Raw genomic sequence first — 13,661 nt, forward strand, 5'->3', positions numbered from 1 at the left:
AATGAATCTGGCAAATATTATATTTCTATGCTATTTTTATGTAGACACCCAAATACTCTGTCACATCTTTTCCGGACGGAAATGAAAAACTTTACTAAAAAATTTAATCTGACAATTCATCGAGAGAAGGTTTATCATGACACTGAATCAACTACGCTATTTCTGCACAGCCAGCCGCTGCCACAGCATCACAAAGGCAGCCGAAGAATTATATGTGACCCAGCCCACCATTTCCATGGCTATCCGCGATCTGGAGATTGAATTCGGGATCAGTCTTTTTTCCAGAAAAGGAAATCAGCTGAGTCTGACCCAGGAGGGAGAGTCCTTCTACAAAAAAGCTACCTATATCCTTCAATATTGTAATGAGCTTCAGGCCGATTACTCCAGCATGTCCAGGATAAAGCCCCCTCTTCGCATCGGGATCCCTCCCATGCTGAGTACCGTATTTTTTCCGGAGCTGCTTACAGCGTTTCACGAAAAGCACCCGGAAATTGCCGTAGTACTGGAAGAATACGGATCTGTCCGTGCCTGCAATCTGGTACAGGATGACACCCTGGATGTAGCTTTAGTCAATATGGAACAGTATAATATAGATAAATTTCACAACACTGTCCTGGCCAACGACCAGGTGGTTTTCTGTGTGAGCAACGACCACAGGCTGGCAGAAAAAAAATCAGTCACAACAAAAGATATGGCGAAAGAGCAGCTGATCTTTTTCAATGCTGACTCCGTCCAGAATCAGATCCTGAAAATGCGTTTTGAGATGGATGGCCACACACCCAATATCGTTATGCGGAGCAGCCAGATCTACACCACCCTACAATTTGTAAAAACCGGAAAATATGGCTGCTTTCTCTACTCCAGCATGACCGATAACTTTTCCACTTCCAATGTTACCGGTATCCCGCTCAATCCACCTGTCCGCATAAAAATCGGCATGGTATGGAAAAAAAGCAAATATATCAGCGGCGATATGCTGACATTTCTGCATTTCACCCGCATGTATTACAAAGAACATCCGCTGATAGAAAAATAACAATTTACCAGATCCTGATTATATGTCGATTAATTTTTCTAATAAATGCAATTTTTTTTAAAAAACCATTGAAATCCATCAATTCATGTGATACTCTGTGTTACAGTGTTTTTCTACACAGAACGAATGACCGCCACTACCGTACACAAAAAGGTCCTGGCATCATTCAAAAATAAAAAAACTCAGGAGAGTCTCTTCAAATCAAAAGGGAAGAGCGCCGAAGGTGTACGCAGCACACAAAATGCTGTAAATCTCTCAGGCAAAAGGATGGAGGAAAGAGTAATGTTTACACAAATCAACAACTTTATCACATGGTTTGACGGAGTCGTTTGGGGACTTCCGCTGATCATTCTGATCCTGTTCACAGGAATTCTGTTAACCTCTCGGTTAGGTCTTTTACAGGTAAGGCACCTCGGAAAGGCATTGAAATTCATGGTAAAAAATGAAGAAGGCGGCGATGGTGAGGTCACAAGCTTCGGAGCTCTGTGTACTGCACTTTCAGCAACCATCGGAACCGGAAATATCGTAGGTGTCGCAACTGCTATCGCAGCCGGCGGACCAGGAGCACTTTTCTGGATGATCGTAGCCGCATTCTTCGGAATGGCAACCAAATACGCAGAAGGACTTCTGGCGATCAAGTACCGTACCATTGACAAAGAAGGCCACGTTCTCGGCGGACCTTTCTACTACATCGAAAACGGTATGGGAAAACAGTGGAGATGGCTTGCCAAGATCTTCGCATTTTTCGGAGCAGGTGTGGGACTTTTCGGTATCGGAACCTTTACACAGGTAAACGGTATCTCATCTGCAGTTACCAATTTCTTTGACCCGGATAAAGCACACACAGTAGCACTTTTCGGAAATACATATTCCTGGGCAACTGTAGTTGCATGTCTGATACTTACCGTATGTGTAGGACTTGTCGTTCTCGGCGGAATCCAGAGAATCGCAAAGGTATCCCAGGTCGTTGTACCATTTATGGCAGTTCTCTATGTTGCACTGGCACTGATCATCGTGATCACAAACATCACTGCAGTACCTACAGCGATCGTAACTATCGTAAAATCTGCTTTCACAGGAAGTGCACTTGCAGGTGGCGCAATGGGAACCATGGTCGTAGCTATGCAGAAGGGTATCGCCCGCGGTATCTTCTCCAATGAGTCCGGTCTTGGTAGTGCCCCGATCGCAGCCGCTGCAGCTCAGACAAAGGAGCCGGTACGTCAGGGTCTTGTATCCATGACAGGTACATTCATTGATACTATCGTGATCTGTACAATGACAGGTCTTTCCATCGTCATTACAGAAACATGGAACACAGGTCTTGAGGGTGTTGCCATCACAACAGCCGCATTCCAGAAAGGACTTCCTTTCCCGCCGGTTGTAGCATCCTTCTCACTGATGCTGTGCCTGGTATTCTTCGCATTCACAACGATCCTTGGATGGGATTACTACGGTGAAAGATGTCTGGAATACCTGTTCAACAGAAACAAAGCCGCAGTTACAACATACCGCTGGCTGTACATCATCTGCGTATTCATCGGACCATATATGACTGTAGCAGCTGTATGGAACATCGCAGATATCTTCAATGCCCTGATGGCATTCCCGAACCTGATCGCTCTTCTTGCCCTGAGCGGTGTGGTTGTAAAGGAAACTAAGGATTTCTTCAAAAGACATAAAAATTACGAATTCTGATCCCTAATATCGTAATCAAATGTAAACACACGCAAACCCATGATGATCCCCTAATATCATATAAAAAAAGACGCGAACCTTTTTATCCTCCGATAAAAGGCCGCGTCTTTTTTATTTAAAAGCTTTCTATGCCAGCGTCAAGATCTCCATCTGCTGTGTCAGATCCGCTGCATCCAGAATCTCTCCATTTCGGATATCTTTCTTATCAAGCCGGACACACATTTCCTCTCCATCTGTCATATGGAAAAAATTATCCTCCAGAGTAACATCCGCATCAGTAAATCCAATAGCTGTAAACGGACTGAAGCAGCTGCTTTTTAAATGGATCACAAATGCATCACCTTGCTCCTCCACCTCGGCAGTGATCTCCGGTTTATCCAGCTCCAGATATTTATACGGAACAAGGGTCTCCACATCACAGAGCACATCTCCGTCAGCAAGTGTCACTTCCGCCTCAAGAAAGATCTCATACTTCTTGTCTTCCCATCCGGAAACATCCACCGCCAGGATCGGAGCAGACTCCTGCACACCCACAGTGCCCGTTCCGGTAAGCTTCTCAAGAATCTCGCATTCCATATTTTTCACATAAAAGGCAACCTGATATGACTGTGCGTCCATACTTTCATTTGCCAGATACACCTGCATGATATCCCCATCCATGCACATACTCACCGCCTGTGGCCCATAGAATTTTTTTGCCATATAATGAAGTGCCTTCCAACGGCCAAAGTAGTCGATACTTGCCCAGGATGCCACCGGCCAGTTGTCATTGATCTGCCAGTAAAGGGTACCCATACAGCGGCCTCTGTGACGTCTCCAGTGGTCTACTCCATACTTCATGGCCATTCCCTGAAGGATCTGGCTCACATAGAGAAGCTTGCGGAAATTCTCCGGATAACGGAAATTCTCGGAAAGATAATACAGGATCTTTCCGTTAGCTGCAGGATTTTTCTGGTGGTTCTCCATCACCCTGGAAAAAATATTCCTGTCTTTCTCTTCCGTAAAGCTTTCCACAGTTTTCAGGCACGGAAAAGACTGGAAGCCAAACTCCGAGCAGAAACGAAAATAATGCTTCTGATAATCTGTAAAAGGCTTCTGACCATGCCATACATCCCAGTAGTGACAGTCTCCTCTGTTCTCATCGTCCGGATCATCAAAGCAGCCTCCGGAGCTTGGGGAAGACTGCCAGAAAAAGGTCTCGCTGTCTGCCGCCCTCACTGCTTTCGGAATCACATACTCAAACATTTTTATGTAGTCCGCACGGAGATATTTCGACTCACTCTGTACCTCCGGCCAGTGATCCCAGGCAGACTCCATCTCATTGTTTCCGCACCACAGGCCAAGGGATGCATGATGACGGAGACGTTTTACATTTTCCGTGATCTCCTTCGTGATATTATCTTCAAATTCTTCTGTAAGATCATAAACATTACATGCGAACATCAGATCCTGCCATACGATCAGTCCCATCTCATCACAAAGATCATAGAAATGATCCGAAGGATAATAACCGCCGCCCCACACACGGACACAGTTAAAATTGGCACGTTTGCAGGATTCCAGAAGATACTTCTGGACCTCCGGTGTGATCCTGGAATAGATGCAGTCCTCCGGAATATAATTTCCCCCCATGGCAAAAATTTTCACGCCGTTGACACAGAACGCGAACTCTTTTCCCCAGAGATCTTTTTCCTGGCTGATGGTAAGGGTACGGAGACCGATGCGCTTCGTTATGGTTTCCAGAACTGTGCCATCCTCGTCCAGAAGTTCCACCTGAACTTTATATAACGACTGATCGCCGTAGCCGTTTGGCCACCAGAGCTTCGGGTTGTGGATCGAGGATGTCAGCACTGCTGGATTATTATTCGCTGATACAGTCTCCCCCACTTTGCATACATGGGTTTCCGTTTTTCGGTCGTTAGCACCTGTTCTATGTCCACAGACGCTCTCTGCATCCTCCTGGATCGTCACCCTCACCTGACACTTATCCACAGCATCTCCGCTTACAGCCACAGTTGTACACACATCCACAGCATTATCCCCATGCACCTGTGTGATCTTCACATCCTCAATTCTCGGATGACTGTATGCTTCCAGATAAATATCCCGAAAAATCCCGGCATCAATGGTCTGGGGGCCCCAGTCCCATCCAAACATACAATGAGCCTTCCGGATCAGCTGGTTTCCTTTCATTCCACCGCAGGGAACATAGTGGATCTCTTTATTATCTTCATACTCATAAGCTTCGATATACTTGAATACCGACCGGAATACGATCCGGATCTGATTCTCCCCGGAATGAAGAAATTCTTTCACATCCAGCTTCCAGGTACGATGCATGTTATCTGCAGATCCGGCTTTTTGCCCATTGATATAAATATCTGCAAGAGTATCCAGCCCCTCACAGACCAGTATTATTTTTTCTTCTTTCAGGATATCCTCTGAAGCCACAAATGTTCTGCTGAATTCATAATCCTTCCGGAACAGTTCCCTTGTCACATCCTCATTTGTCCGGTAAAAAGGATCTTCGATCTTCCCGGCACCATAGAGCCCGGAAAGCACAGATCCCGGAACCTGTACCTCACATAATCTGTCATTTCCTGCTTCTGCCAGCTCCCACTGGCCATTTAACATTATTTTCCTCATAAAATATATCTTCTCCTGTAAAAATCCCCTTCGCACGATCTTATATACAGGGCTGTTGTATCAGCCGTACTGTATTTTATTTATAGCCTTCCCCCATAATTCCGGTAATTCTCAATATAATCCAGGATCTCCTCCGGGTCTTTCATGAACCGGCACATACCCACAACATCTCTGGACATAAATTTTTCCCCGGCTGTGTATTCCAGGAGTGCCTGCATGCTGTCGTAATATCCCTGAATATTATAAAGAACGATCGGCCTGTCGATCCGTCCCAGACTCTTCAATGTCAGAATCTCAAAAAACTCCTCATAAGTACCAATTCCCCCAGGTACCACGATAGTCGCATCCGAGCGGCTTTCCAGCAGGTGCTTCCTCTCACGCATATTTTCAGTAAAAATAAACTCTGTACAATGCTCATACAACACTCCCGGCTGGTCAAAAAATCTTGGTGCGATACCCAGGATATAACCTTTTTCTCTGTCAACGCCCCGGGCTGCCGCCCCCATCAGTCCCTCTTTTCCACCTCCGAAAACAAGGCCGTGTCCTCGCTTTCCCATCAGCTGTCCCAGCTCTTCCGTTTTCTCATAATAGATCTTTTTCAGCTCTGCGCTGGACGCTCCATATATACAAATATTCATGCTTCCGTCTCCTTCCCTGCTGCCTCCACAAATGCCCGGAGAAGCTTCAGCTGTTCTGAAGAATCATACATCATCTCCGGATGCCACTGCACAGCTACTGCAAATGGATGATCATTTATCTCTGAATATAACTTTTGCCGGCCTCTGCACATGATACTGGCAAAGACCGGCTTTCCGTCATTTCCGATACATCTGGAATGCATCCGGAAATGCCTGTTATTTTATTATAATCTGACATACACATGGGGTCAAGCAATTGCCGCTGCCTAAAGCTCCCGTTTTATTATACGAGAACTTTTTCCATCCGCTGTATTTCTGGTTTCTTTCCTGCGGATTCATGGAGGGGATGAACTGATTGCGGTTCTTCACCTCGAAAATGCTCTCCATCTATAATTTAGGACTGATCAGTCATACAAGCCATTCTGCTCAAAATCTCTAAACAGGCTGGCTTCTCCATCATCAGCAAATGCATCTGCATCCCCCTGATCGGAGTCATCCTGTCCTCCCTGGATATCTGGGATATCTGCATCCTGGGAATCCTGGGACATGCTATCCTCAGAGCTGTCCTTGCTATCCTTGCTGGAACTGTCATCTTTACCAAGTTTTACAGTAAGTGTCTTCTCCTTATATTCATTACCATCCAGAACTGCAACCGTCACATCGATCTTTTCCTTCGGCTCATAATACTGAAGCAGCTCAACCAGCTGATCGATACTGGTGATCGTTTTACCATCAAACTCTGTAATGACCATATTCTTGGTAATACCTGCATCATCGGCAGGGCCTCCCTCGGTTACCTCCGAAACAAATACACCCTGTGGGATACCATAAATCTGTACTGCCTCCGTACTTACTGTACTGCCTGTGATACCAAGGATACCATGATTATCCACTTTATCCCTTGCCTTGGCATTCATCATGTTCTCAAGAGAATCCGCAACATCTGAAATTGCAATGGCATAACCCATACCTTCAACCTCAGTAGAAGCAAGCTTGGAAGAGTTGATACCAACAACCTCACCATCCATATTCAGAAGCGCACCGCCACTGTTACCGGGATTGATAGCCGCATCTGTCTGGATCAGGTTCACGCCCTTGTTGATACTGCTGCTGTTATCTGTAGAATCACCAGACTCGATCTGGCCTGATGCATCTGTCGTACGGTTCTTAGCACTGACAATACCGGTAGTAACGGACTGGCCATAGCCAAGTGCATTACCAATGGCAACAACCTGCTCACCGATCTTCAGATCATCAGAGCTTCCGATCTTTGCAACAGAAATTGCATCCATTGTATCATCCGAAACATCCTTCGTTGCAACAGAAACAACTGCAAGATCCTCGTTTTCATCAAAGCCCTTTACCGTAGCTTCATAAGCATTACCATCTGCAAAGGCAACTGACAAGGTATCGGCACCATCCACAACATGATAGTTTGTGGCGATCAGCAGCTCAGAATCTGTTTTTCCGATGATAATACCGGAACCGCTTCCTTCAACTTCCTGCTCCTGGCTCGGCGCATACTGGGAACCAAACATGCTGTAATAATCCTGAACCTCCTGAACGGACTTGGTTGTGATGGCAACTACAGAAGGCATTGCCTCCTCAGCAACATCTGATACATCCAGACTGCCCTTTGTATCGGAGGATTTTGTAGCCTCTGTATCTTTGCTGTCTTTATTTGATTTTTTATCAGACTTCATAAGAGTCAGATTCTCGGAGCTGTCGGTTGCCGCCTGTACGGACTGTGCACCGGAGAAATAATTTATACCTTCATATGCACCAACTCCAATGCCGCCAGCAAGTACTGCACACAGGCTGATGGTTGCACCTTTTTTCATCATTTTCTTTATTTTTAATTTTCTGTTATTGTTCATGGTTAAATCCTCCCTGGGAAAAAATTCTTCTCTGTTTCCTTTTGATGCTTCAAAGTATATGGGTTAATTGTGTTTACTTTGTGGGAAAAATGTGTTTTATTTGTTAAAACTTTTCACTGTCATCACAACTACAAACCACGCAACCTCAAGAAGAACGATCATTCCACCTGGTTTCAGTCCGGCATAATAGGAAAGAAACAGTCCGGCAATGGTGGTACATACCGCCACGATAATGGCACAGATCAGTGTACCCTTATAGCTTTTTGCCATCTGCATCCCACACGCCACCGGAACTACCAGCATGGAGGAAACGATCAGGGTCCCTACTGTACGGGACGCAATGGAAACTGTCAGAGCCGTCAGAATAGTAAAAAGAAAATTAATATTCCGCACGGAAACACCGGAGATCCTTGCCGCATTTTCATCAAATCCGATATAAAATAGTTCCCTGTAAAAAAACAGCACTGCTGCCAGTACCAGCACACTGATCACAACTACCAGCGCCAGCTCTCCTTCACTGATGGACACAATACTTCCGAACAAAAAGCTGTTCAGACTGGCACCGTTTTCCACAAAGCCGGACAGCACACCGGCCAGTCCGATCCCGGCAGACATGACGATGGAGATCGCCACCTCCGAATAACGCGGGATTTTTTTGCGGATAGCCTCAATTCCAAGAGCAGCTACGATGCACATCACTACTGCACCGGCTACCGGATTCACTCCAAGTATCAGTCCCAGCACAACACCGGCCAGTGAAGAATGGGAAAGCGCATCTCCGATCATGGACATCCGTTTCAGAACAATGGTGATCCCGATGCAGGGCGTGATCACAGCCAGAAGGATTCCCACCAGAAAAGCCCTCTGCATAAATCCATACTGTAAAATACTCATACTTCGTCGATCCTCCCCTCTTCCGCTTTAAAGAACCGGTTTGCTCCTTTAAACTCACCGGAATTTCCATGAGTAACCATAAGGATCGTCAGCCCCTGTTCCTCATTCCGCTTCCTCAGAACTTCTGCAAGTGTTTTCACAGAAACCATATCCATTCCTGTGGTAGGCTCATCCAGGATCAGGATCTTCGGTTTTCCTGCCAGCGCACGTGCCAGCATAACCCTCTGCTGCTGTCCTCCGGAAAGATCTCCGATCCTTCTTTTCCAGAACTCTTCCATTTCCATTTCCGCAAGTGCGGCTTTCAAACGCGGGATCTCTTTTTTTGCCCGGAAACGTGCCTTCCAGGAAGAGGAATACACACCTGTCATCATGATCTCTTCCACAGTCGCCGGAAAATTCTGGTTTCTGCTGATACTGTTCTGTGGAACATATCCCAGATCTCCCTTTCCGAATGTGGCAGAAATATCTTTTCCATTTACAGTGATACTTCCCTCCTGCGCCTTCAGTTCGCCCAGAAGAAGCTTCAGAAATGTACTTTTTCCACTTCCGTTTTCACCGGTAAGGATGGCATAATCGCCATCCTTCACCTCCAGGTTCACCTGATCCAGCACAGGTGTCCCTGTATAGTGAAACGAAAGATTTTCTATCAAAATTCCCATAATTTCTCCTTTTTTGTTACAGCTACTGTCCTGCACCTTCAGTTCAATGCCTTCCTGAGTGCCTCCAGATTCTTCCTCATCACAGAAAAATAATCCTCTCCGGCCTCGATATCCTCCTCACTTAATCCCTCGATCGGATTCAACACTGCAGTCACCGCATCCACTTCCTTCGCCACTGTCTTCGCCACCTTGGGACTTGCCAGCTCCTCAAAAAATATGGTATGGATGTCGTATTTTTTCGCATACTCGATCACTTCCTGCATCTTGGCAGGATCAGGCTCTGAATCCGGTGTCAGCCCTTCGATAGCCAGCTGCTTCAGATCATAGGCATTGCACAGATATCCAAAAGCCTCATGCGCCACTATAATATCCCGGCTCTTCGTACCTTTCAGACCATCTCTGAACTCCTGATCCAGCTCATCAAATTCACCGGCATATTTCTCATAATTTGCTTCATAATAATCACCGTTCCCAGGATCAGCCTTTACCAAAGCATCCCTGATATTCTTCATTTCCTGCTTTGCACGCATAGGATCAAGCCAGACATGAGGATCTTTTCCTTCATCACCATGAGCATGGTCATGTCCTCCATCCAGAAGCTCCACACCATCCGATGCCTCAGACACAACCAGGTCCTGATTCTCCAGAGTATCCAGTACATCCTCCGCCCAGTGCTCCAGGTCCGCTCCATTATAGACAAACACATCTGCATCCTCAAGATTCCGGATATCCGTTGCCGCCGGCTCCCAGTCATGAGGCTCCGTTCCCGCCGGAACCATATCCTTTACCTGAATCCTGTCGCCCCCTACCTTCCGTACAAAATCATACATGGGGTAAAAGCTGGCCATCACCTTCAGTCGGCCATCCTCCACAAATGGCTGTCCCACCGTTCCGGCCCTATGCAAACCATATCCGGTCACACCGCCCACAACAAGAAGCGTCACCGCCAGAACTGCTGCCGCTGTCATCTTCCCTCTGTTAACATTCATTTTTTAAGCCTCCTGCAGCTGTCACAATATCCATAAAAGATCGTCCGGCTCTGATCGATCTCAAATCCGTGTTCATCCAGCACATGTCCCACAAAATGATCGATACATCCACACTGCAGAGGAATCGTATGCCCACATTCCAGACACACAAGCTTACCGTAATTCTTCCGCTCCTCATCACGTATAAAACGATACTGGGCAGGCGCTCCCTCCACAGACGGAACCTTCAGCACCGCTCCCTCCTTCTGCAGCCGCTCCAGTCCTCTGTATACCGTTGTCCTTCCGATCTGAATCTCTTTTCCACGAAGGAGCTCCATAAACTGATCTATGGTATAAAATGTATCTCCATATTCCTGCAGGCATTCCAGAATTATTTTCTGCTGCCTGGTGCTGTATTTCATTTTTTCTTCCATTATATTTCCTACTCTCTTCTATCAACTGCACCTTACATGGCAGATTTGAATTTGAAAACCGTTTTCATATTACATTCAAATAAGAATTTCGTCAAGATATTTTTGAAGGGAAATAATTTTTGGTATGTTCTTATAAAAGCACTTTATCTCTACCTTCTTTTATGATAAAATATAACCAAGACTTAACCAATAGAAAGAAGGTAGACCTCTATGAAATCACAGCGACTGGACATGATCGAAGAATATGTGCTGGAGCATAAGAACGCTTCTCTCGATACATTATGTGAGAAATTCAACGTATCCAAAAACACCATCAGAAGAGATGTCGATATCCTTCTGAAACGTGGCAGTATCATGAAAGTATATGGCGGTGTCGCAGCACTCGAAACTCCACAGACTCTTCCCCTTCTGTCTTACGAAGAACGTGGCGGACGTTTTCCTGACGAAAAGAAAGAAATCTGCCGCCGTGCCGCAGAGCTTGTGGCAGAAGACGATACCATCTATATCGATACAGGTACAACCTGCCTGAACCTGGTTGATTTTATTGCAGATAAGCACTGTACGATCCTGACCAACAGCCTGCTTATCTTCAACAAGGCAGCATCCTATCCGAACCTGGATATCATTTCCGTTCCCGGAAAGCTGAACCGCAAGACCCTGTCCTTCACAGGACCGGATATCAATGATTATCTGCAGACCTACAACATTTCCATGGCTTTTATGGCCTGCACAGGTGTAACCATGAAGAGCGGACTTACCAATGCCAGCGCCGAGGAATACATCACCAAAAAAGCCATCGCAGAGAATGCCAACAGCATGATTCTTCTTGCAGACCATTCCAAATTCGGCCGGATCTCGCTTATGACCTATTCTTCCATGGAAAAACTGGACGCCATCGTAACCGACCAGCCACTTCCTGAAGAATACGACAGCTTCTGCCAGGAGCACGGCATCCGTGTTATGACGATCGATTAAATCGGATATTGATCCTAAAAAACGGTGCATCTGCCGGAAATCCAGCAGATGCACCGTTTTTGAATATGCTCATTTCATTAGAGGATTTTATCTGAAAGGCAGATCTTACCCGATCTGCCTTTCAGTGTCATAAATTTATTTATGAAGCTTTCTTAAGCCTCAGTACTTCCTTCCCATGTGCCGACCTTTCTCTTTCCGGCAGCTTCATCGAACCAGTGTGTTGTAACTGTTTTTGCTCTTGTGAAGAAACGATAGCCATCTTTTCCGAGAACGTGCAGATCACCGAAGAAGGAATCCTTGTTTCCGGAGAATGGGAAGTATGCTGTCGGAACCGGGATACCGACGTTGATTCCTACCATACCGCCGTCTGTCTCCATTGCGAATTTACGGCTGTAATATCCGCTCTGTGTAAAGATACAGGAACCATTTGCAAATGGATTGGCATTCATGACTGCGATGCCTTCCTCGTAATCCTTTACTCGTTTGATACAGGTTACCGGTCCGAAGATCTCACGGTTTCCAACTGTCATCTCCGGTGTTACATGATCAAGAATTGTCGGTCCTACGAAGAATCCGTTCTCATATCCCGGAACTACTACATTACGTCCGTCAAGTACAAGCTCCGCACCCTCATCGATACCCTTCTGGATCCAGTTGCAGATCTTCTCCTTATGGCCTGCATTTACAACCGGGCCGAGATCGGTATCTTCATCATATGCACAGCCAAGCTTCATAGCCTCTGCTTTTTTCTTAAGAAGTGAAACAAATTCGTCTGCAATACTATCCTGTACGCATACAACCGGAAGAGCCATACATCTCATACCTGCGCATCCGTATGTAGAGTTGATGATCGCATTAACAGTAGCCTCAAGGTTGCAGTCCTCAAGTACAAGTGCATGGTTCTTTGCCTCACACTGTGCCTGAACTCGTTTGCCATGAGCTGCTGCCTTGGAATATACCTGTTTACCAACACCTGTTGTTCCTACGAATGTAACAGCCTTTACTCTCTCATCTGTAAGAAGGATATCAGCCTCTACACGGCTGCAGGTCACAAGGTTTACAACACCCTTCGGGAATCCGACCTCTGTATAGAAGAGCTCCATGATCCTCATAGCTGTAAGTGGTGTCTGGGAGCTTGCTTTCAGTACTACTGTATTTCCACATGCAATAGAAAGCGGAACCATCCAGCCCCATGGGATCATTGCCGGGAAGTTCATCGGAACAATACCAGCAGTTACTCCAAGTGGTTTGCGATATGTAGCTGTATCATATCCTGTAGTTACCTGCATTGCAGCATCGCCCTGGATCATTGTCGGAAGTGCACATGCCTCTTCTGTAGGTTCAATTGCTTTCTGAACATCTCCTCTTGCCTCTTTGATGTTCTTTCCGAGTTCTTTTGCACAAAGTACGGAAAGCTCTTCCTTATGAGCATAAAGAACATCTCTCCATCTGAACATATACTGCTGTCTCTTTGCAAGAGAAAGTGAGGACCATTCCGGGAATGCAGCCTGTGCGGAAGCGATCGCCTCTTCTACCTCATCCGGTGTACAGCAGGGAACCTGCGCGATCACCTCACCTGTACTGGAATCTGTAACATCCATGTATTTCTCTGCCTTTGACTCTTTCCACTCACCGTTTACACAGTAACCCATTTTTTTGATCTCGGCCATTTTAAGATACTCCTTTCGTGCTTACCTTTTTATTCTTAACTTTATAAAAATTTTAGTCATTCTCGTTTTGTTCTGGTCACAGATTATCATTTATTTTTAATTTTGTCAATATAGTATGGTTATATTTTGAGTATATTTTCCAAAATTATGTGTTAATTTATTCACATTT

At 45.8% G+C, this 13,661-nt stretch carries 12 protein-coding genes and 1 riboswitch; of the genes, 3 read left to right on the top strand and 9 right to left on the bottom strand.

Annotated features, from left to right (window positions below; genetic code table 11):
* The first annotated feature begins 136 nt into the window (after positions 1-136).
* Both NCY57_RS08790 and NCY57_RS08795 read left to right on the top strand, forming a co-directional pair.
* A complete protein-coding gene (locus tag NCY57_RS08790) occupies positions 137-1,036 on the top strand; it encodes a LysR family transcriptional regulator (protein ID WP_022427019.1) in 900 nt (299 codons plus the stop codon).
* A gap of 173 nt (positions 1,037-1,209) precedes the next feature.
* Positions 1,210-1,317: riboswitch (glycine riboswitch) on the top strand.
* Between the two features lies 1 nt (position 1,318).
* Positions 1,319-2,731 carry an alanine/glycine:cation symporter family protein gene (locus tag NCY57_RS08795; RefSeq protein WP_173739578.1) on the top strand — a complete coding sequence of 471 codons (1,413 nt, stop codon included), beginning with the start codon at positions 1,319-1,321 and terminating at the stop codon, positions 2,729-2,731.
* A gap of 126 nt (positions 2,732-2,857) precedes the next feature.
* Here the strand turns inward: NCY57_RS08795 and NCY57_RS08800 are convergent, their stop codons facing one another.
* The 8 genes from NCY57_RS08800 to NCY57_RS08835 all read right to left on the bottom strand — a co-directional run bounded on the left by NCY57_RS08800 (position 2,858) and on the right by NCY57_RS08835 (position 10,847).
* Positions 2,858-5,377 (bottom strand): beta-mannosidase, encoded by a 2,520-nt coding sequence (locus tag NCY57_RS08800; protein WP_173739577.1) that lies wholly within the window; start codon positions 5,375-5,377, stop codon positions 2,858-2,860.
* An 80-nt stretch (positions 5,378-5,457) separates the two neighbouring features.
* A complete protein-coding gene (locus NCY57_RS08805) occupies positions 5,458-6,015 on the bottom strand; it encodes a TIGR00730 family Rossman fold protein (RefSeq protein WP_015526428.1) in 558 nt (185 codons plus the stop codon).
* Positions 6,012-6,218 carry a hypothetical protein gene (locus tag NCY57_RS08810; protein ID WP_015526429.1) on the bottom strand — a complete coding sequence of 69 codons (207 nt, stop codon included), beginning with the start codon at positions 6,216-6,218 and terminating at the stop codon, positions 6,012-6,014. Before NCY57_RS08810 ends, NCY57_RS08805 begins: the two co-directional genes overlap by 4 nt.
* A gap of 201 nt (positions 6,219-6,419) precedes the next feature.
* The gene (locus NCY57_RS08815; RefSeq protein ID WP_147602728.1) at positions 6,420-7,892 is read right to left on the bottom strand and encodes a S1C family serine protease; all 1,473 of its coding nucleotides are present in this window, start codon (positions 7,890-7,892) and stop codon (positions 6,420-6,422) included.
* A 96-nt stretch (positions 7,893-7,988) separates the two neighbouring features.
* Entirely contained in the window at positions 7,989-8,786 is a 798-nt protein-coding gene (locus NCY57_RS08820; RefSeq protein ID WP_015526431.1) for a metal ABC transporter permease, read from the bottom strand.
* Entirely contained in the window at positions 8,783-9,445 is a 663-nt protein-coding gene (locus NCY57_RS08825; protein WP_015526432.1) for a metal ABC transporter ATP-binding protein, read from the bottom strand. Before NCY57_RS08825 ends, NCY57_RS08820 begins: the two co-directional genes overlap by 4 nt.
* A 38-nt stretch (positions 9,446-9,483) precedes the next feature.
* Positions 9,484-10,413, bottom strand: coding sequence for a metal ABC transporter substrate-binding protein (locus NCY57_RS08830; RefSeq protein ID WP_420314162.1), 930 nt, complete (start codon positions 10,411-10,413; stop codon positions 9,484-9,486).
* 17 nt (positions 10,414-10,430) lie between these two features.
* A complete protein-coding gene (locus NCY57_RS08835) occupies positions 10,431-10,847 on the bottom strand; it encodes a Fur family transcriptional regulator (RefSeq protein WP_015526434.1) in 417 nt (138 codons plus the stop codon).
* 210 nt (positions 10,848-11,057) lie between these two features.
* On the opposite strand from NCY57_RS08835, the gene NCY57_RS08840 reads away from it, so the two are divergent.
* Positions 11,058-11,822 carry a DeoR/GlpR family DNA-binding transcription regulator gene (locus NCY57_RS08840; protein WP_015526435.1) on the top strand — a complete coding sequence of 255 codons (765 nt, stop codon included), beginning with the start codon at positions 11,058-11,060 and terminating at the stop codon, positions 11,820-11,822.
* 152 nt (positions 11,823-11,974) lie between these two features.
* Here the strand turns inward: NCY57_RS08840 and NCY57_RS08845 are convergent, their stop codons facing one another.
* Positions 11,975-13,492, bottom strand: a complete 1,518-nt coding sequence (locus NCY57_RS08845; protein WP_092070973.1) for a CoA-acylating methylmalonate-semialdehyde dehydrogenase — start codon at positions 13,490-13,492, stop codon at positions 11,975-11,977.
* Positions 13,493-13,661 lie beyond the last annotated feature (169 nt).

This window comes from Blautia sp. MB18-30 (assembly GCF_023669475.1).
GTDB classification, from domain to species: Bacteria; Bacillota; Clostridia; order Lachnospirales; family Lachnospiraceae; genus Blautia_A; species Blautia_A fusiformis.

Bases quoted from the DNA above. Each gene is read 5' to 3' on its own strand.
- NCY57_RS08790 (WP_022427019.1), top strand. From the start codon at position 137: ATGACACTGAATCAACTACGCTATTTCTGCACAGCCAGCCGCTGCCAC.
- NCY57_RS08795 (WP_173739578.1), top strand. From the start codon at position 1,319: ATGTTTACACAAATCAACAACTTTATCACATGGTTTGACGGAGTCGTT.
- NCY57_RS08800 (WP_173739577.1), bottom strand. From the start codon at position 5,377: ATGAGGAAAATAATGTTAAATGGCCAGTGGGAGCTGGCAGAAGCAGGA.
- NCY57_RS08805 (WP_015526428.1), bottom strand. From the start codon at position 6,015: ATGAATATTTGTATATATGGAGCGTCCAGCGCAGAGCTGAAAAAGATC.
- NCY57_RS08810 (WP_015526429.1), bottom strand. From the start codon at position 6,218: ATGCATTCCAGATGTATCGGAAATGACGGAAAGCCGGTCTTTGCCAGT.
- NCY57_RS08815 (WP_147602728.1), bottom strand. From the start codon at position 7,892: ATGAACAATAACAGAAAATTAAAAATAAAGAAAATGATGAAAAAAGGT.
- NCY57_RS08820 (WP_015526431.1), bottom strand. From the start codon at position 8,786: ATGAGTATTTTACAGTATGGATTTATGCAGAGGGCTTTTCTGGTGGGA.
- NCY57_RS08825 (WP_015526432.1), bottom strand. From the start codon at position 9,445: ATGGGAATTTTGATAGAAAATCTTTCGTTTCACTATACAGGGACACCT.
- NCY57_RS08830 (WP_420314162.1), bottom strand. From the start codon at position 10,413: ATGACAGCGGCAGCAGTTCTGGCGGTGACGCTTCTTGTTGTGGGCGGT.
- NCY57_RS08835 (WP_015526434.1), bottom strand. From the start codon at position 10,847: ATGGAAGAAAAAATGAAATACAGCACCAGGCAGCAGAAAATAATTCTG.
- NCY57_RS08840 (WP_015526435.1), top strand. From the start codon at position 11,058: ATGAAATCACAGCGACTGGACATGATCGAAGAATATGTGCTGGAGCAT.
- NCY57_RS08845 (WP_092070973.1), bottom strand. From the start codon at position 13,492: ATGGCCGAGATCAAAAAAATGGGTTACTGTGTAAACGGTGAGTGGAAA.